Origin of the sequence: Methanosarcina mangrovi (genome assembly GCF_052057765.1) — an archaeon.
GTDB lineage: Archaea > Halobacteriota > Methanosarcinia > Methanosarcinales > Methanosarcinaceae > Methanosarcina.
Map to the genome: position 1 here is coordinate 712,809 of NZ_CP195120.1, position 17,777 is coordinate 730,585.

The window sequence follows — 17,777 nt, forward strand, 5'->3', positions numbered from 1 at the left end:
TCCGGTATTATCATGGACCTGTTCCGGAAGAAGCTCGCCGTGCTTGACCTGACCCACGGCGGGATTCCTATCGCAAAAAAACTCGCAGCTCTGGGAAATGACGTTTCCGGAGTAGACGTTTATGGAACAGTGGATCAGGCGCTGCTCGGGGAGCTTGAGGAAAAGTACGGCATACGCTGTTCAAAAGCTCCTCTCCCGGTATCCGAATTCGATCTCCTGATAGCGCCCGTACACCTGGACCCTGCCTATCCCATGCTTACGGAAGCCAGGTCCGAAGGAAAAACTGTTCTCTCACACCATGAAGTCGTGGGAAAAATCCTGCAGGCCGACCCCAGGCTTTCGGAAATCAAAATAGTTGAGATAACAGGCGTAAAAGCAAAGACAAGTACAGCGTCCCTGCTCGCCGACATGCTCTCCCGCAGGTTCGAAGTCGTGCTCCATACCTCGCGCGGGCTTGAAGCCTGGAAAGAAGGGACCTCTTTTCTTATTCACAAGGGCCTGAGTATTACTCCGGGAAGTATCCTGACAGCCGTTGAAAAAAATCTTGAGGCCGGAATTCGGCCGGAATTCTTCATCTTTGAAATCTCGATCGGGGGTACGGGTACTGCAGACCTCGGCATCCTGACAACCCTTTCCCCGGATTATGGAATTGCAAACAATACTTCCCTTGCAAGCGATGCAAAGCTCAAGCTTATCCTGAACGCCAGACCGGGAAGCACCCTTCTTCTCAACGCCGGGGCAGAAAAAGCCCTTGAAGCTGCAAAAGGGAGCCTTGCAAAGGTTCTCACTTTTAAGGACCCATTTTATGCAGAGCCCAATCTGAAGCTATCTGAAGCTCCTGATTTTGTTCTTGAAACCGAAGCAGGGACCGATAAATCCTCAGCTTCCGGAGAGCTGTCAGTTTCCAAAGAACATTCGTCTTCCAAAGAACCGTCAGTTTCCAATGAACTGTCAGTTCCCAATGAATCGTCAACTGCTCCCGAGGCTTCAGGCCCGACCCTGCATTTTCTCTACAGGGGGGAAGAACTTTTTTCAGCTTCCCTGCGCCCGGGATATAACAGTTCGGCATACAGGACAGCCTTCGTCGCAGCTTCTGCAGCCGCTCTTGAACTCGGGGTCGGTCGGGAAGCTGTTGTTTCGGTGCTCGAGGAATTCGGAGGACTTTCAGGCAGGATGCAGGAAAAGGAGCTTAACGGGGTTGCCCTGGTTGATAACTCCAACTCCGGAATGGACATCCTTTCCGCAGAAAAAGCCCTTGAGTACGCTCTCCTGAAGAAAAAGGACGAAAAAAAGGGAAGTATAATCCTTATCCTCGGAGAAGAAGCCTCCCAGGTCTGTGAAGGTTTGCCTCCGGGCTCAGTGCAGGGGTTTGTAGAAAAGTTCGGTACGAAGTGCAGGCATATTATACTTGTGGGTGAGAGAATGAAGGCAGTAACTGCTGAAAATGCCTCTTATGCGGGCAGCCTTTCGGAAGGGCTCCTGAAGGCTTCGGAACTTGCAGGTGCGGAAGATATAATTCTCTCATCAGTGAAATGTTTCCGTTAAGTAATGTCCCCAACATGATCTTTCATTCAGGTGGTTTCATTCGGGTGGTTTCATTCAGGTGGTTTCATTCAGGTGGTTTCATAAAGGCTGCTTCGTGCTGCTTCGTGCTGCTTCGTGCAGGTTGTTCCTTCGAAAATCCTCCGTCCGGCTCTGGAAAACTGGCAGGAGTTCCGGGTCTGGCTGAAGGCTTTCTACCGGAAATTTATGATACAATTTTATACAGGGTCTTCCAATCTGTATTCGTTTCCATTACTTGTTTAACTTTCAACTTATCCTGCTTCCGGATACCTTCTTCCTGTTCAGCGGGGTTTACAGTCCCGCGGAATTCCGGAATCTCCCGGGTGAAACCCATATCAACATTCGTATAATCAAAAAGAGGATTCGTCATGACTCAAAAAGAGATCTCAATTATTCACCCCCGCCCGAGTTCGATCGTTGCGGCTCTTTATACCCTCAGGGACTTAAACGTCGATGTTGCAATCCTGCACGGCCCCCCCGGCTGCTCCTTCAAACATGCAAGGCTGCTTGAAGAAGACGGGATCCATGTAGTTACCACGGGGCTTGACGAGAACGGCTTTGTTTTCGGAGGGCACGACCGGCTTGTACAGGTTATCAACAAGTCCATCGAGCTCTTCAACCCGAAAATCCTGGGTGTTGTCGGCACCTGTGCCAGCATGATCATAGGGGAGGAAATGCACGAAGCCGTGCTCGAAGCAAACCCGGATATCCCTGTTATCGAAGTCGAAGTGCACGCGGGCTACCACAACAATACAAAAGGTGTACTTTTTGCCCTTGAATCAGCCCTTGATGCCGGGATAATTGACCATAAAGAATTCGAACGCCAGGAATACCTTCTCATAAAAGCCACAGAGGTCGAAAAAAGGTTCGGAGCTGCAAGTAAAGAGTACCTTGCCCCTTCCAGGGGAGACCTCAAATATAAGGTTGCAAAGCGGCTGATTGAGCTCCTCAGGGAAGGCAAGAAAGGGCTCATCATAATGAACGCCAAAAAAGAAACCGGCTACATGTTTGCAGACATCACCCTTGCGGTCAACGAGGTCGCAGCCATGTTCGGGAAAAAGGAAAATCTGGTCAATATGGCAAACATCGACCCCGAACTGGGACTTCCGAGGGTCAGGCAGCATGCCCAATATATTATGCGGGACTTCATAGCTCACGGGGTTGAGATCCATGAAATCATCGGCGGCATGGATGAGTACCCGGTTGCGGGGGAAAAGGTCAGTGAACTTATCATGGAAAAATACGGCGATTACGATTTCGCGGTTATAACAGGTGTCCCTCATGCAATCCCTATGGAGAGCCTGCAGCACATGGAACTGATCTCGATTACGAACGGGCCAAGGCAGGTCCTGCCCTTAAAAGAGATGGGGCACGAGCATGTCCTTGTTGAGATCGACCTCCACCCAAAGACCCTTGGAGTCAGCGAAATAGTGGAATCCGAGTTCGGAGCCACATTAAGGGAAGTTGTAAAGGAAGCCTGAACGGAAACTGGTCAGGGCAAAAACCAGGAAAGAAGTTTGGATAAAAGTCCGGGTAGAAGCCCGGGCAAAAGTAAGAATAAAAGTCTGGATACAAGCCTGGATGAAAGTAAGGATAAAAACCAGGATTAAAAGCCTGGACAAAAGTAAGGATAAAATCCGGGATAAATCGGATAACGGGAGGAAGATCCTTTGAAAAAACAAAAGATCGTTGCAATTTACGGAAAAGGCGGCATAGGCAAGTCAAGTACGGCCTCAAATGTTGCAGCTGCCTGTGCGGAAGCAGGTAAGAAGGTCATGATCATAGGCTGCGACCCCAAAAGCGATTCGTCGATAACCCTTCTCAGAGGCAAAAGAATCCCTACCATTCTCGACCTCCTCAGGGAAGGGGTGGATGTACAGGAAAAAGACGTGGTCTTTGAAGGGTATGCAGGCGTTAAATGCGTGGAAGCAGGAGGTCCCGAGCCAGGGATAGGCTGTGCAGGGCGCGGGATCATCGTTGCAATCCAGAAACTCAAGAGTATTTCCGGAGACCTCCTTAAAGAACAGGACCTTATAATCTACGATGTGCCGGGGGACATTGTCTGCGGCGGGTTTGTTGCCCCTGTCAGGAAGGGTTATGTAAATGAGGCTTATGTCCTTACCTCCGGAGAGTACATGCCCCTCTATGCAGCAAACAACATCTGCAAAGGGCTTTCCAAGATCGGGATGCCGCTTAGCGGGGTTATCTGCAATTCCAGAAACGCAAGCCGGGAAGAGGAAATCGTCAGGAAGTTTTCCGAGGAAATCGGCAGCCAGCTGATGGCTTTCATCCCGAAGCGGCAGGAAGTGCAGGACTGCGAAAGGGAAGGTTACTCTGTTATGGAGAAAGCTCCAGACTCCGACATTGCCGAGGTCTACCGCCAGCTCGGAAAAGCAATCCTTACAAACGAAAAGAAGGTTATGGCATCCCATCTGAGCGATGAACGGTTAAGGGAAATGACAAAGTGAACCGGAAAGAGCCGGAAAGAACCGGTAAATCAAAAATAAATTATGAAAATCGGTGTAAACCGCAAAAACTATCTGTGCCGCAATAAACGGAGAAGCCAGACCAGAGGGTATTGAAAGCATGACCCACAGCAAACAATCCGGAGCAGAGGCGGGGAGCATTCCCAGAGTCCTTATTTCTGCAGACCGTTCCTCTTCAGGCAAGACCACAATTTCCATGGGGCTTATGGCTGCCCTTGTTTCAAGAGGGTATAAAGTCCAGCCCTTCAAGGTCGCGCTTGACTATATCGATCCCAGTTACCATACCGAAATCACGGGCCGGTTCTGCCGGAACCTTGACGGATACCTGATGGATGAGAACGGGATTCTTGATGTCTACTCCCATGCCTGTGAAACCGGGGGTGGGGCGGATATTGCAATTATCGAAGGTGTCCGGGGACTTTACGAAGGCTTTGAAAGCCTCAGCGACCTCGGGAGTACCGCCCAGATTGCAAAAATCCTCAAATGTCCTGTGGTTTTCGTAATCAATGCCCGCAGCATTACTCGCTCTGCGGCAGCCCTTATAAGCGGCTATAAGAATTTCGACCCTGACGTGGAAATCGCAGGGGTTATCCTGAATAATATCGGAGGCCGCCGCCACGCACAGAAAGCAAAAGAGGCAATAGAACACTATACCGGCGTGCCGGTTATAGGAATCATCCCGAGAGACCCCTCCATGCAGATTTCCATGCGCCACCTCGGGCTCATGCCTGCGCTTGAAGGCAGGAGGCGGCTTGGAGACGGAGGGTTCGAGGACAGGCTTCGGGGTATTGAAGAGATCATCAATAAAGGGATTGATGTGGACCGTTTCCTGGAAATCGCGGGGAGCTCAAAGCCCCTGACCAGCCCCGAAAACAGCATTTTTTCCCCTGCTGACGGTGCAGGTTCTCCCAGGCCGAGGATAGGTATTGCCCTTGACGAGGCTTTCAACTTTTACTACCGCGACAATATCGATCTGCTTGAACTTGCAGGTGCAGAGATTGTTTACTTCAGCCCGGTAAATGACCTGGAGCTTCCTGAGGTTGACGGGCTATATATCGGAGGCGGCTACCCCGAACTTTTTGCCGCCGAACTCGAAGCCAACGAGTCCATGCGAAGAAGCATTAAAGAAGCTTCAGTTGCAGGTATGCCCATCTACGCCGAATGCGGGGGGCTTATGTTCCTTACGGAAAAAATCAGTACCGGAGTCCCCGGAAAAGGCACATACCACGATGCTTCGATGCCAGAGTCCACTTATGCAATGGTTGGAGCGCTTTCCGGGCATACGATCATGGGACAGACAAGAGTAGTCAGTTACAATATAGGGACCCTTGATCGGGACTGCCTTATCGGAAAGGAAGGCAACAGCTTCAAGGGGCATGAATTCCATCACTCCGAAATACGGGAAATCCCCGAGGATGCGGAATTTGCAATAACTCTTTCACGGGGCACCGGAATAAAAGGCGATATGGACGGGCTTATTGTCGGAAACACCCTTGGCTCTTACGCCCACCTGCACGGAGTCGCATACAGGGAACTTGCAGGTTCGCTTGTCGAGGCTGCCCGACAGTTCAGGGTCTCCAGGGCTTCCCGGTAAAAGTATGGCTGTACAGACTTACTCTTGAAGGCTTACTCTTGAAAGTTTGTTCTTGAAGGCTTACCCTTGGAAGCTTGTTCTTGAAAGTTTGTTCTTGAAAGCTTGTTCTTGAAGGCTTGTTCTTGCAATTCTGATTTCACAGGCTTGCTCTTTCAGGTTTGCTCTTTCAGACTTGCTCTCTCAAATTTGCTCTCTCAAATTTGCTCTTTCAGGATTGTCTCGAAAGCTTGAACCTGCAGCTCTGTTTCTGCTGGTCGAAAAAACAATATTATATTAAGCCAGATTATTACACACCAGTTAAAGATCGGCTTATACAGGTCGGATTATTTAAAGTAAGAATGATAATCCAGATTGTTGCAAACCAGACTGTTAGAATTCGGAATCCTACAAAACAGATTCCTGTAAAACTTATTTTCATTCTATTTTCTTCTCAGGTGAACCTATTGAAAACACAACTTAAAGGAGACCGGGTCCTTGCCGGAAAGGAAGCGGTAGCTGAACTTTACAAAACAGGTTATTTCGGGCGGCCCAGGGCGGACGGGCTTGAACTCTCCCTCGTGGAAGCCGCATACCTCCAGTTCAGGGGAAAACTCGAGATAGAACTTGAAGGAAGAAAGCTTGATTTCAGGGCTTTTTTCGAGCAGGCTTCTCTGAGGCAGCCGAACTTCGAGCTGAAGTATATCGTCTATAAAGACCTCAAAGAAAGGGGATATTATGTCCAGCCTTCAGCTGCGGACTTCAGGGTATATCCGAGAGGCAGTCACCCCGGAAAAAGTGCGGCAAAAATCTTTGTCCACGTCCTGTCCGAAAGGCAGCTTCTTCCCGTAAAGCTTTTGCAAGACTCGGTAATCTCGGCAGAAAACGTGCACAAGCAGTTTATCCTGGCTGTGGTGGACGAAGAAAGTGACCTCACCTTCTACGAGATTAAGACCGCTGCCCCTCAAGGGGAGATGCCTGAGCCCTACCCTGCAGTCAAAACCGATGCGACTTTCCTCGAAGACAGGGTGATAGCCTGGGATGCTGAGGCTTCCGGGGCTCTTTACGCCAGAGGCTTCTACGGGAAAATGCTTGACCCCGAAAGGCTGCAACTCTCTCTTGTTGAGTCCCTCTACCTCTTTTCGCGAGGGGTCATAGTCGTCAGGGACAGGAAAGGCAAGGTTTTTTCATTCGAAGAGTTTGTTGAGAAAGCTTCGGAAATCGAGGGTTCTTTTCTGCGGAAATACAGCGCGTATAAAGCTCTGCGAGACTCCGGGCATGTGGTCAAGACAGGTTTTAAGTTCGGGACCCATTTCAGGGTCTACAGGAAAGTCGAGTCCATTGAAAAAATTCCCCATTCCGAGTATCTTGTAAACGTAATTCCCGCTGATTACGAGTTCAGGCTTCCGGTTATGTCCGGGGCTGTCCGGCTTGCAAACAGCGTGCGCAAACGAATGCTCTTTGCAGTCGAGAAAGGGGAAGAAGTCGAGTATCTGGACATCGGCAGAGTCAAAATGTAATTCCATAATATGATTCCGATTGTGTTTCTATAGATCCTACTTCATGTTTCTATAGATCCTACTCCATGTTTCTATAAATCCGACTTCATGTTTCTATAGATTATGTATATATTCTTCGAACAGACTTGAGTAAGTATTAATTGGCCTGGCAGGTTATTGCCTGAGTAAACACATCCATCGTTCTCTTGAAGGTCCGTAAAAACCGAATTTATTTATCCAGACAGGAAGGTGAAGCATAAATGTGGGATATTATTGCAGTGGACATTTCGGGCAGGCACAGAATCAAAGGCGGTTACTATATGGTCTGTGCAGCTGCAGCCCTTACTGTTTCTGCTGACCATATAGAGAAAGTTAAGCAGGTGAAAATCCTTCCTTTCTGGCTTAAAAGAGCCCCCGGTTTGCTTGACGTCGTGCAGCTGATTGAGGATACGGCTAACCAGCTTTCTTTTGAGGGGACGATTGTGGCCGAAAAAGGGGATATGTACAACCAGCCCCTCTGGGTGCCGGAAAGTATGTTTTCAAGGGCATTTAAATACCAGGAATCCATGGCTGAGAGAAGGGCTATCGAGCTTGCTCATCATATCTCTCTGAGCGCTCGAAATCTACTTATTAAAGAACTTAATATTGAGGCGTAAAAATTCCATCTGAAAAAACAGATTCTGAAAACAGGGTAATTCTCGTAAAAAGAACCAATCCGCGGGCTGACCCTGAACGCGGGGAATACCTCTTTGAGGAACTCCGGGAGCTTGCAAGGACTGCAGGCTACATTCCTGTCGGGGAGCTTACGCAGACAAGATTCCCGGATTCCAGGTACCAGCTTGGGAAGGGAAAGATAGAGGAGCTTGCCGAACTTGTGAGGATAAAGAGGGCTTCAAAGGTCATTTTTTATAACAGGCTTTCTACAATTCAGCTTTTCAATATCTCGGAAATCTGCAGGTGCCAGGTAATAGACAAGTTTCAGCTTATCCTTGAGATCTTTGCAAAAAGGGCTACTACCCGCAGGTCCAAGCTTCAGGTCGAGCTTGCGAGGCTCAGGTATGAGGTCCCCAGGGCAAGAGCTATTGTTTCTCTTGTGAAAAAGGAAGAAAGGGCTGGTTTCATGGGGCTCGGGGACTACGAGGACGCCTATGAGCAGGATCTGAAGAAAAGGATAGCAAGGATTGAAAATGAGCTTGAGTCTGCAGAAAAAGACGATGAATCCCTGCGGGCTTTCCGGCACAGGAAGGGTTTTTCTCTGGTCTCTCTTGCAGGGTATACTAATGCCGGAAAGAGCACCCTCTTCAATGCGATTGTCGATGAGGGTGTCGAAGCCCAGGATAAGCTCTTCACAACTCTCGTGCCGACCACCCGGGCTCTTGACCTGGGCGGAAGAAAGGCTCTTCTGACCGATACCGTGGGGTTCATAGAGGAGCTCCCGCACTGGCTGGTCGATGCCTTCAAATCGACCCTCGATGAAATCTTTCTTTCCGACCTTATCCTGCTTGTTGTCGATGTAAGCGAAAAGCCCGAGATAATCCTTCAGAAACTTTCCACCTCCCACGATACTCTCTGGGACCGCATCCAGGGAGTCCCGGTGATCACCGTGCTTAACAAGACAGACCTGCTTGAGGAATCCGAACTTGAAGCTGTTATGGAGGAGATTGGCTATATGGCTCCCAATCCGGTATTCGTTTCCGCAAAAGAAAAGAACGGAATGTGGGAGTTAAAAGCTGAGATCGTCAAGCATCTGCCTGCCTGGTCTTTTTATTCCTTTTCCCTGCCTAACTCGGAAAAAGGGATGTCAGTCCTTTCCTGGCTCTACGATGAAGGCATTGTGCACAGGGTTGAGTACGGAGAACGGATTTCAGTGGACTATGAAGCCCGAACAGAGGTCATCAACAGAATAAAATCTCTGGAACTTAATCAGAAGGAATGACACTGGATAACGTTTTTTGGTGACTTCTCCCTAGATGGGGGGGAATAAAAAGCTTTTCTAATTATATAAAAACGTTAGTATATTACAAACACGTTTCCCAATTTCTTTCTTTTCGGAAATTTTTTTGTAGAGCCTGAATATTGTTCGTATATCTACGAAAGACATTTATACCCGGAAGTTGTTTGTTTATTTGCGAACGGGCGTCTACTGAAGACACCAAACCCTCCTAATATCCTTAACTACCCCTACACCAGATTTTTTGATATGCATGTGCCCGTTCGTGATTCCTCCTTTTGTTTTATTTCAGTTTGCTTGTCCTGCTCCATCTGCCCTGATCCTCTTTTCCAAACTCAGCTTACAGGATCTTGCTTTTTGTATTTTGATTCCTGTACTCATGTTTGTTGATTCGTATAACTCACAAAAGAATTCGCTAAAAAGGCCCTTCGTAAAGGTTGTTCCTGAAACGCTTCCGAAAAGTTCCCGAAACGCTTCCGAAAAGTTCCCGAAACGTTCCTGGGATGTTCCGCAGCTCTTCCTTCCAGATCAAAACCTGTCATTTTTTTCCATTATTTTTTTCCATTATTTTTTTCATATTTTCTTTCCCGATTTTTTCCACTACTTTTTTTTCTGTAACGTGCCTTCTTCTTTTCTCTTTTCTCTTTCTTCGTGTCCGTTTCAAAATTTATATAAATTCAATTCGCATTTTTATATTAGCATGAAATTCGATCTCCACGTACATTCCGAGTATTCAAGAGATAGCGAGTCAAGCCATGAGGATATCCTTGAGAATGCCCTCAAAAGGGGTCTTGACGGCTTTGCTATCTGTGACCATGATACGGTTGAAGGCGGGCTTGCCTGTGCGAAAAAAGCCCTGGAACTTGGCCTCGAAATCACTGTCATCCCCGGTGTGGAAGTCAGCTCCTCAAAAGGGCATATCCTGGTTCTGGGAATCAAAGAGGATATCGAGTCCCGGCTAAGTCCGGAAGAAACTATCCGCAGGGCTAGAAAACTCGGAGGCACGGTCATTATCCCCCATCCTTTCAAGAGCAGTTCTCACGGGATAGGGAGTTTTGAAGGGCTTGATACGGATGCTGTTGAGGTCTTCAATTCGCGCTGCCTTTTCAACGGCGCCAACAGGAAAGCCTTCGCCGAGGCAGAAAGGCTTGGAATCCCGGCCGTTGCTGGGAGCGACTCCCATATCCCTGAAATGGTAGGGCAGGCATATACTGAAATCGGGGCTTCCGAAAACACAGTTGAGGCAGTGCTCAGAGCAATCAGGGACGGAAAAGTCGCCCCTGCAGGGAAAAGTACCCCCACTTCCATAATCCTGAAACAGATGTCAGGAAGCATGAAACGAAAGTTAAAGAAAAAACTCTTCGGCAGGTCTTAAAGGCTTTTTAGTAAAATGGTCCTTAAGCAGGCTTTATGCCCTTTAAGCAAACAGTTTACCCTTTAAGCAAAAATTATGATTCCTTACCGGGCTTTGAAGAATTACTAACCGAAAAGGTTGACTGAATTAGCAGTTGACTGAATTGGCTAACTGAACGAGAATTTACCGTATCGCCAGAGCCCTTTTTCATACTTTCTCTTCCCTGCTCCCGGTTCAAATAAGCAGAGTTAATAAGTTTGCCTTTGATAGACTAAGAAAAATCAGAAAAAATGAAAGAGGAGTTGCAACTATCGGGTTCAAAAAAGAAATCAGCACAGAAATTGAGATCTTTGCTTCTGCGGACCGTGTCTGGCAGATCCTTATGGATTTTGCCGCTTATCCACAGTGGAACCCTTACATAAGGGAAATCAGCGGGGATGCACAGGTGGGGAGCAAAATTAAAGTCTTTATGAAACCGGAGTGGGAAAAAGGCGTAACCCTTCACCCGAGAATCATCCGGCTGGAGCCAAAAAAAGAGTTTACCTGGAAGGGAAATTTCTTCTTCCCGGGGTTGCTCGATGGGGAGCATAGCTTTATCCTGGAAGAAATTTCAGGCCACAGGGTACGCTTTATCCAGAAAGAGAAATTTAGTGGAATCGCAATTCCTTTTATCAGCGTTTCATGGTCTATAGAGAAAGGTACTACACGCAGTTTCGGGGATATGAACAGCGCCCTTAAAAAAAGGGCGGAAAAGGTAAAATGAATTTCAAAATTCTTAACCTATAATAATAGGTATGGTCTGGTATAAACTGTTATAACCTATTATAAACTGTTATAAACTGTCATAAATGGGTCTAAATAAGTATAAAACGGGTTTATAATAGCTGGTTTATATTCGGATTCCAATTTCCTCCTCCGCTATAATTCTGTTATCGAATTTGTCATCTCTTTTTCTATCTGAATTTTTATCCGTATTTTAATGGGTTCTTCGTAACTCGTATAAAGTTGATTTTGGCGCAACATGTACTCTTGATCGCTAACTGGTTGACAAAGAAAAAAAATTGACCAATAATCAAGAATTAAAGAAAGCCATCTCATTGAAATTTGCCCATCTAATCTTAATGAATACGTCTATTGATGTTGTTTTTTCCTGGGATGACCAGTTCCAAATTGAATGTATATACAATTAATAAATTGAAGAAAATTCTGTGTAAACCACTAACTATCGACGACATCCAAAGAAAATTATATATACTTTCAATTTTATTAGTCTTTAATAACATATTTCAGGAGATGATCCTTATGTCTGACACAAGAAATTTTGTTTTACGGGACGCAGATGGCAATGAGCACGGAGTTTTCACTGGGAAACAGCCTCGGCAGGCCGCCCTTAAAGCTGCAAACAGGGGCGCCGGAACCAAATCAAAACCGGATATTATCCGACTCAGGGAACGCGGGACAAAGAAAGTTCACGTTTTCAAGGCATGGAAGCAAACTGTCGCAGCTCCAAAAAACAGGCCTGAATGGATGCCAGCGAAAATCAGTAAACCCTTTGTCAAGAAAGAGAAAATAGAAAAAATCGAGTAAAATCTGATTTTCTTCATATACCTTGAAATTCAAGGTTCTTTCTTTTTTTCGATAATTTTTCCTGATTTATTACAAAGGGAGCGCGGAGGGTCACGAATACCCCGCCCTTCAGGTCGGGGATGAAGTGAACCCTCGCCTCTTTTTGTTTTCGATTTAAATATCTTCATCGTTGCTTCTTTGTAAAATGATCGGAAATCGAACAGGGTCTCTATAGCAGAGTTTCAATAACTTGGATCAAGGAAACCTTGTTAAAGAACACTGTAAATCTTTCTGAGTAACCGGGCGTGCGGCCCGAAGCATACCCCATCCTTTAGGGTGGGGTGGCCGCACGCAATTTGATTTGACATGAAAGTGCTTTTCACACTTTCATTTTTTGTGCCTGTATTCAAAGAATTTCATGTACGTTTTTTGGATCTATTTTCTGGATTTTTATCTTAAATTCCGAATTATTGGATCTGTTTTCATGTCCAGACATTTATATTATGACGCTTATATTTTATATTGCGATTAATCTCCTGGGACCTTTTTAATTCTACAAAAGGGGTTTTTGATCGGGAAAATCGGGCTGGAAATGAGCCCTGGAATCAGTGGGAGGAGTTACTATTGGAAAGTATCGCTGTTGGAAAATGTATACATCTGGTGTCCCGAATAGAGGACAAAGCTCTTGACAGGTTCTGGAAAGATACCGCTGCGGGAAAATACCCTATAATCGATCTTCAGGGCAATATGGGGTATTCACTTTCGGACCAGGACGGTATGCTGTTTGTCAGAAACGATTTTGCGGTTTCGGCTTATGAAGTGTGCGAGTTCGTCTTCGGGAGCTTTTTCCTGCCGGATACTGTCCAGGAACTCCTTTCCGAAGATAAAGTACTGCTTTTGATGGTGTACAGGAAAAAGACCCGGAACCTTTTATTATCCGAGCTTGATGCAGACACCAGGTATATGATTGATCTTCCGCACGGGCTATATTCCTTTTTTGCCCTTATTCTGGACGCAGGAGCCAGAAAACTTTTGGATTCCACAATCTATGCCGTAGGTTTCCCCTGTAAAGGAAACTTAAACCGCCCGGAGCTTGAGAAGTTTTTTCTTGAGCATCCCGCCGACATAATGGAATTCCTGGATCTATCTCCTGTGGATATCAAAATCGGAGGACTTTTCTACCTCAATTTGATCCTGATAGATGTCAGAATGATCCCGGACTGCCCTACGTTTTTTTCAGAGCTTTTACAGGAAGACGAGGTATCTCAATCTCTTTAAACCAAAAATCTTTATATAGTTGTCAGTGTCAGTAGTTCTGAATGCAGCCAAAAACAAGATATGAAATGGTAGAACCCTACATTACAAAAGACGGGTCAATCATCCGCGAACTCATGCACCCGGCAGTCCACGGCAACTCAAATCAGAGCCTTGCCGAAGCCATCGTGCCTGTCGGAGGGGAAACGCTTCTTCACAGACACCGGCTGACCGAAGAAATCTATCACATCACGGAAGGTAGCGGGATAATGACCCTCGGTTCGGAAGAATTTGAGGTCAGAAAAGGGGATTCCATCCGTATTGCTCCCGGAACTCCGCACAGGGTCAGAAATCCCGGCGAAAAGGAGCTGAAAATTCTCTGTTGCTGTGCGCCGGCATATTCGCATGAGGATACGGAATTGATGGAGTGATTGTAACTTAAAATGGGAGATTTGATACATGAAGGAGTTCTTTGAGATGTAAAAACAGATTGCTGGATTGTACTGGAATGAAGAAAATTAGAACTGGGATTTGCGGATTGAATATATTAGAATTTCTACAAAGTCGAATTAAGAGGTCAATATCCCCAGAATTCCCCAAAAGTCTCCCCGGTTAGAACAACTATCATGCAGATTTAAATCAGTAGACATATCATATTCAGATGCAACGGCAAGTACATGAAAGCTTTTTCGGTTTTTTAGGGATTCGACTGGAACGTATGCTCGAAGAATGTTACCTTCCTTTTCCATATCTTTTTCATCTATAGTGAGAGTCCAGAGACTCCGTCCCTGAGTGTCAATATAAAAAATATATTCTGCAGCACTATTCTCATCAATATCTCCCGCAAGCTCCATCTCCAGAATCACAGAGTCTCCGACAACGAGAGATTCGAACCTTAATATGTCAATGTTGTCGTGTCCACTTATTTTAGGTTCTGTATAACCAGAGTAACTGACATCCCCTGAAGGGTCGTCTATACAGAATTCCATATTAGTTTTTTCAGATAGATAATATAAAGAAATTGATAAAATTAGCCCAGCTATTACCAGTATGGAAACAATCGTTCTTTTATCAACTTTAAAATTAAAACTATGAAGCTTATAATATCTTGAAAGCGCTATGACCAGAATCGCGCCTCCAAATATTCCTGCAATTATCCCGCGTATCCATAAAACAGAATCCAGCAGGCTTGATATAAGGACAAAAGAAACAATTCCGGTTAATCCTCCCAGTAGACCGATTTTCAATCGTCTATACATCACATAGGATATAACAAAGGCAGTTAAAAATGGAATAAAAATTGGAATAAACAAAAGTAATAAAAGTCCGCCAAGGGTGGGGATGTTTGTCATATATTGCCTCTTTCAATCTTAACAACTTTAGTGAAACATTTATGCTGGGAGCAATGCTGTATATTCTTGCTCCACTATTTTATGTTTTTTACTATTCCTAATAGTTTGTTCTTTAAATGCAAAACATTCTAATTTTTCTTCAAATTATTGTCTCTTCCCTTCCCGTTCATAACAGCCATACAATCAACTATTTTATTTGTCTCTTTCACAAAAACTGGCGTATTTTTCAATTTTTAACTCATATCCCATTTTCTTTTTTCAATTAGTCTCCTCATGCCACTCGTCTCTCGTCTTCACAATCACTTTCACTTTGCAATTCGTCTCCTTAAAATCGGTCGTGCAATCGTTCCTGGTGCATTCTTTGGGGAACACGGGATTGAAGGCTGGATCCTTGCCGGGTTTGTTGACATTAAAACTGTCTTTTCTGTTTTCACGGAAAGACCGCCCACCTGTGAGCGGGGTAAGAACAGTAGGAATAAAACTTGTAAGTCTGGGTGGTCTGATTTTTCTCTACTTTTCTACTTCCGACTAAATAATAAAAGTAGTTATTGGCAATAATGTGGCTCTGCTAATCAGTATTCCATATCTATATTCTGAACAATACCATTTTTATCAATAAGTTTTTAACCTTACTCGGCGTTTGTACATATATCAAAAAATTACGGGGTCACTCAATGGGAATATTAAGTTGCTTCATAAAGAAGGCTGAGGAAGAAATAAAGCCAAAGAAAGCCGGTGGGCATGGAGAGCACTGGCTGACAGCTTTAGAATCTGACGATGAGATTCCGTCCTCTGTAATCGAATCTATCGAAAATCCGGAGTTTTTGGAGCCTCTCAATCAAAACAGCAACAAAATCAACGCCTATTTCTCGCAGGGTGAAATGCTAAAAATATGTACCATAACCGTTAACAATCAACTCTGGACAGCTTATCCTTTTGCTGCGGCTGGAATAGCACATGAAATTAAAATAGACAGTATTGAGGAATGGATAAATGAGCGGGAAGCCCAAATTCGCTGTTCTTTGGGAGACGCTTCTCTTGCATTTTTCGATATAATGTATTTCAAGAACAAATGTATCTATGAGCAGGGGAAAAAATATAATTTCCTGTTATCCGCGCTGGCTTATTCTCTGACAAAAGCCGAGCCAAAAACTCTGAAAGACAGGGAAGGAAGGGAATTTTCCACAAAAGGGGTGGCTGCTTTTTCCCCTTTTGAAAAAGGAGATATCGATGATTTTGTATTTCAGGCTCCAGTTAAGGAAGTCTTGGAATCTGAATTCGGAAATAGAACTATCTATCGAATAAAAACTCCTCTTTTTCGGTTGAATGACGAGGATATTGATATCTTTATTTTTGCACTTGCGAGCGCGACAAAAGGCTACGTTCCTTCAGTAGGGGACGATATTGAGGGCATTTTGTGGCTTCAGGGATATACCAGATAATCTCTACAAGTGTGACCTGACAAATCTCAGTTCCGCTTTTTTCATCTTTTTGAGGCAGCCAATTTTTGGTTCCTGTAAAATTCCTGTAAAATATATTTTTTATTCATTTACGTGCTACTCTTTTCGACTTAGAAGAACTGATCTTGACACGAATCCTCTCTCTGCAGACATTGACCGGGACGGCATTTCCGACTTTGACAATAAATACACTCTCTCCCCTGCCAGCATAGAATTTGAAGCCAGCGCCCTTGAAATCAGTCATACAATCGTTCCTGTTGCAGTCTTTGGAAAATTCTGTATTGAACGAGGGAGCTTATCCATAATTTTATTGGAGAAGCACCAGTGTGAACCACTGGTGCATATTTAATCTTCAAAACAAGGTTTATTGGCTCTTAAATAAGGTTTATTGGCTCTTAAACATGGTCGTTTTTGAAGCTCTTAAAGATAAAAATATCCGTCTTATTCAGCCAGTAATTCTTTCCGAATTACCTCCTCTTTATCCTTTTTTAAGTAGGGAATATCGGTGATTCCGGTACTATCAAGTAATTTTCGTATTTCATCCATATGAAGTTTATTTTCATCTTTTAGCCTGATGAGCGCTTCCTCACGAGTAATTAGACCTTCTCTCACCATTTTTGAATAAAAGTCATCTTTTTCGGTCAGGTTGAGGGTTTTCATGTACATAAAATCTTTTAAATGACTTACAGTGCAGTCAAATCTCCAGGATGAACTGAACCTGCGCGGGCTTTCCCAGTTCAATTCCTGCCTGATTCTTGACAAAACTTCCTCTTCTTGCCAGGGAATGTAGTGAAATATGTCTATAAACTCAATATTCGGGGACAAAAATCTGGGTCCGAAGCTGTAAGGATTTCCATACAAAAATCCTGTTATCATTGTGGGAATGCACATCGGATGGCAATAAAGAGGATTTTTTAATACTTCATTCGCAATTCCTCCGAACCCTTTTATGCCAAAACTTTTTGTCAGGATATTCATGTAATTTTCATCTGTTGAAATGTTTAGTAATTCCCTTTTAAAAGATATGTATTCATATGGATTGGCACCTGTAACTACACATTTTACATCATACTTTTTTGCATATTTAATTACATTCGGAAGAATCAATTTACAGGCAATACACATCATTGGTATAGCTGCAGGAGATGGTTTCTGAAGCCATGACGTAAAATTATGTTTAAATGTTTTTTCATGAATATTATTCTTCAATTTGAAACTAACAACGTCGACATTTAACGCGTCTACGGCATTTTCAATATTGGCTTTAGCCTGGGGATCGGTAAATGGATTTTCATAGTTAACTGCCAGAACTTTCAGGTTATAATCTTTTGCAAGTTTGAGGAGCGTGTAACTACTATCCCTCCCACCACTGATTCCTACAACGCAATCATATTTGTTGCTATCTTTGCGATGCGAGTACAACAATTCTCTAAGTTTTGATTCCCCTTCATACTGGACTTTCATGTGAGAATGGCAAAAATTACAAACACCATCTTTATCAAAAGTAATATTCGGTGTTGTTTCGGGCAGGATACACCTGCTACATCTTTTCAAGTACTCATTCTCTGTCATAATTCCCCCCCTGATGCACTTACTAATTTTGAATAATTTACAAATTTTTATTATGAAACTTGACTAAAAACTGTTTACTATTTCTAATTTCTTTTATGACTTCTGTAATTTCATAATTAACTATGTATATAATATCATGAATAGACTTAA

The 17,777-nt window shown here is 44.4% G+C and carries 15 protein-coding genes; 13 read left to right on the plus strand and 2 right to left on the minus strand.

The features are described from left to right. Positions 1-12: 12 nt before the first annotated feature. The 12 genes from cfbE (at position 13) to ACSAZL_RS03475 (ending at position 13,674) form a co-directional block, all read left to right on the plus strand. On the plus strand, positions 13-1,545 hold the full coding sequence (gene cfbE / locus ACSAZL_RS03420) for a coenzyme F430 synthase (RefSeq protein WP_440947338.1): 1,533 nt from the start codon (positions 13-15) through the stop codon (positions 1,543-1,545). 386 nt (positions 1,546-1,931) lie between these two features. Beyond that, positions 1,932-3,044, plus strand: a complete 1,113-nt coding sequence (gene cfbD / locus ACSAZL_RS03425) for a Ni-sirohydrochlorin a,c-diamide reductive cyclase catalytic subunit (RefSeq protein ID WP_440947339.1) — start codon at positions 1,932-1,934, stop codon at positions 3,042-3,044. A gap of 189 nt (positions 3,045-3,233) precedes the next feature. Beyond that, positions 3,234-4,031: a Ni-sirohydrochlorin a,c-diamide reductive cyclase ATP-dependent reductase subunit gene (cfbC, locus tag ACSAZL_RS03430; protein WP_440947340.1), complete on the plus strand. Its 798-nt coding sequence runs from the start codon at positions 3,234-3,236 to the stop codon at positions 4,029-4,031. A gap of 118 nt (positions 4,032-4,149) precedes the next feature. Further along, positions 4,150-5,643 (plus strand): Ni-sirohydrochlorin a,c-diamide synthase, encoded by a 1,494-nt coding sequence (cfbB, locus tag ACSAZL_RS03435; protein WP_440947341.1) that lies wholly within the window; start codon positions 4,150-4,152, stop codon positions 5,641-5,643. Positions 5,644-6,086: 443 nt separating this feature from the next. Further along, positions 6,087-7,139: a tRNA-intron lyase gene (endA, locus tag ACSAZL_RS03440; protein ID WP_440947342.1), complete on the plus strand. Its 1,053-nt coding sequence runs from the start codon at positions 6,087-6,089 to the stop codon at positions 7,137-7,139. Between the two features lie 239 nt (positions 7,140-7,378). Further along, positions 7,379-7,774 carry a DUF2209 domain-containing protein gene (locus ACSAZL_RS03445; protein ID WP_440947343.1) on the plus strand — a complete coding sequence of 132 codons (396 nt, stop codon included), beginning with the start codon at positions 7,379-7,381 and terminating at the stop codon, positions 7,772-7,774. A 2-nt stretch (positions 7,775-7,776) separates the two neighbouring features. Then, positions 7,777-9,054 carry a GTPase HflX gene (gene hflX / locus ACSAZL_RS03450; RefSeq protein ID WP_440948774.1) on the plus strand — a complete coding sequence of 426 codons (1,278 nt, stop codon included), beginning with the start codon at positions 7,777-7,779 and terminating at the stop codon, positions 9,052-9,054. A 715-nt stretch (positions 9,055-9,769) separates the two neighbouring features. After that, positions 9,770-10,444, plus strand: coding sequence for a PHP domain-containing protein (locus tag ACSAZL_RS03455; protein WP_440947344.1), 675 nt, complete (start codon positions 9,770-9,772; stop codon positions 10,442-10,444). A gap of 361 nt (positions 10,445-10,805) precedes the next feature. Further along, on the plus strand, positions 10,806-11,186 hold the full coding sequence (locus tag ACSAZL_RS03460) for a hypothetical protein (protein WP_440947345.1): 381 nt from the start codon (positions 10,806-10,808) through the stop codon (positions 11,184-11,186). 539 nt (positions 11,187-11,725) lie between these two features. Continuing rightward, the gene (locus ACSAZL_RS03465; protein ID WP_440947346.1) at positions 11,726-12,010 is read left to right on the plus strand and encodes a non-histone chromosomal MC1 family protein; all 285 of its coding nucleotides are present in this window, start codon (positions 11,726-11,728) and stop codon (positions 12,008-12,010) included. A gap of 603 nt (positions 12,011-12,613) precedes the next feature. Continuing rightward, the gene (locus tag ACSAZL_RS03470; protein WP_440947347.1) at positions 12,614-13,267 is read left to right on the plus strand and encodes a hypothetical protein; all 654 of its coding nucleotides are present in this window, start codon (positions 12,614-12,616) and stop codon (positions 13,265-13,267) included. 41 nt (positions 13,268-13,308) lie between these two features. Then, positions 13,309-13,674, plus strand: coding sequence for a cupin domain-containing protein (locus ACSAZL_RS03475; protein ID WP_440947348.1), 366 nt, complete (start codon positions 13,309-13,311; stop codon positions 13,672-13,674). A 138-nt stretch (positions 13,675-13,812) separates the two neighbouring features. Here ACSAZL_RS03475 and ACSAZL_RS03480 read toward each other — a convergent pair whose 3' ends face one another. Then, the gene (locus ACSAZL_RS03480) at positions 13,813-14,595 is read right to left on the minus strand and encodes a hypothetical protein (protein WP_440947349.1); all 783 of its coding nucleotides are present in this window, start codon (positions 14,593-14,595) and stop codon (positions 13,813-13,815) included. A gap of 674 nt (positions 14,596-15,269) precedes the next feature. On the opposite strand from ACSAZL_RS03480, the gene ACSAZL_RS03485 reads away from it, so the two are divergent. After that, positions 15,270-16,037, plus strand: coding sequence for a hypothetical protein (locus tag ACSAZL_RS03485; RefSeq protein ID WP_440947350.1), 768 nt, complete (start codon positions 15,270-15,272; stop codon positions 16,035-16,037). Between the two features lie 459 nt (positions 16,038-16,496). On the opposite strand, the gene ACSAZL_RS03490 is transcribed toward ACSAZL_RS03485, so the two are convergent. Continuing rightward, the gene (locus ACSAZL_RS03490) at positions 16,497-17,627 is read right to left on the minus strand and encodes an ATPase (RefSeq protein ID WP_440947351.1); all 1,131 of its coding nucleotides are present in this window, start codon (positions 17,625-17,627) and stop codon (positions 16,497-16,499) included. Positions 17,628-17,777 lie beyond the last annotated feature (150 nt).

Excerpts from the sequence above, each read along its gene's own strand:
- cfbE (WP_440947338.1), top strand. The coding sequence starts at position 13 with ATGGACCTGTTCCGGAAGAAGCTCGCCGTGCTTGACCTGACCCACGGC.
- cfbD (WP_440947339.1), top strand. The coding sequence starts at position 1,932 with ATGACTCAAAAAGAGATCTCAATTATTCACCCCCGCCCGAGTTCGATC.
- cfbB (WP_440947341.1), top strand. The coding sequence starts at position 4,150 with ATGACCCACAGCAAACAATCCGGAGCAGAGGCGGGGAGCATTCCCAGA.
- ACSAZL_RS03445 (WP_440947343.1), top strand. The coding sequence starts at position 7,379 with ATGTGGGATATTATTGCAGTGGACATTTCGGGCAGGCACAGAATCAAA.
- ACSAZL_RS03455 (WP_440947344.1), top strand. The coding sequence starts at position 9,770 with ATGAAATTCGATCTCCACGTACATTCCGAGTATTCAAGAGATAGCGAG.
- ACSAZL_RS03460 (WP_440947345.1), top strand. The coding sequence starts at position 10,806 with ATGGATTTTGCCGCTTATCCACAGTGGAACCCTTACATAAGGGAAATC.
- ACSAZL_RS03465 (WP_440947346.1), top strand. The coding sequence starts at position 11,726 with ATGTCTGACACAAGAAATTTTGTTTTACGGGACGCAGATGGCAATGAG.
- ACSAZL_RS03475 (WP_440947348.1), top strand. The coding sequence starts at position 13,309 with ATGCAGCCAAAAACAAGATATGAAATGGTAGAACCCTACATTACAAAA.
- ACSAZL_RS03480 (WP_440947349.1), bottom strand. The coding sequence starts at position 14,595 with ATGACAAACATCCCCACCCTTGGCGGACTTTTATTACTTTTGTTTATT.
- ACSAZL_RS03485 (WP_440947350.1), top strand. The coding sequence starts at position 15,270 with ATGGGAATATTAAGTTGCTTCATAAAGAAGGCTGAGGAAGAAATAAAG.
- ACSAZL_RS03490 (WP_440947351.1), bottom strand. The coding sequence starts at position 17,627 with ATGACAGAGAATGAGTACTTGAAAAGATGTAGCAGGTGTATCCTGCCC.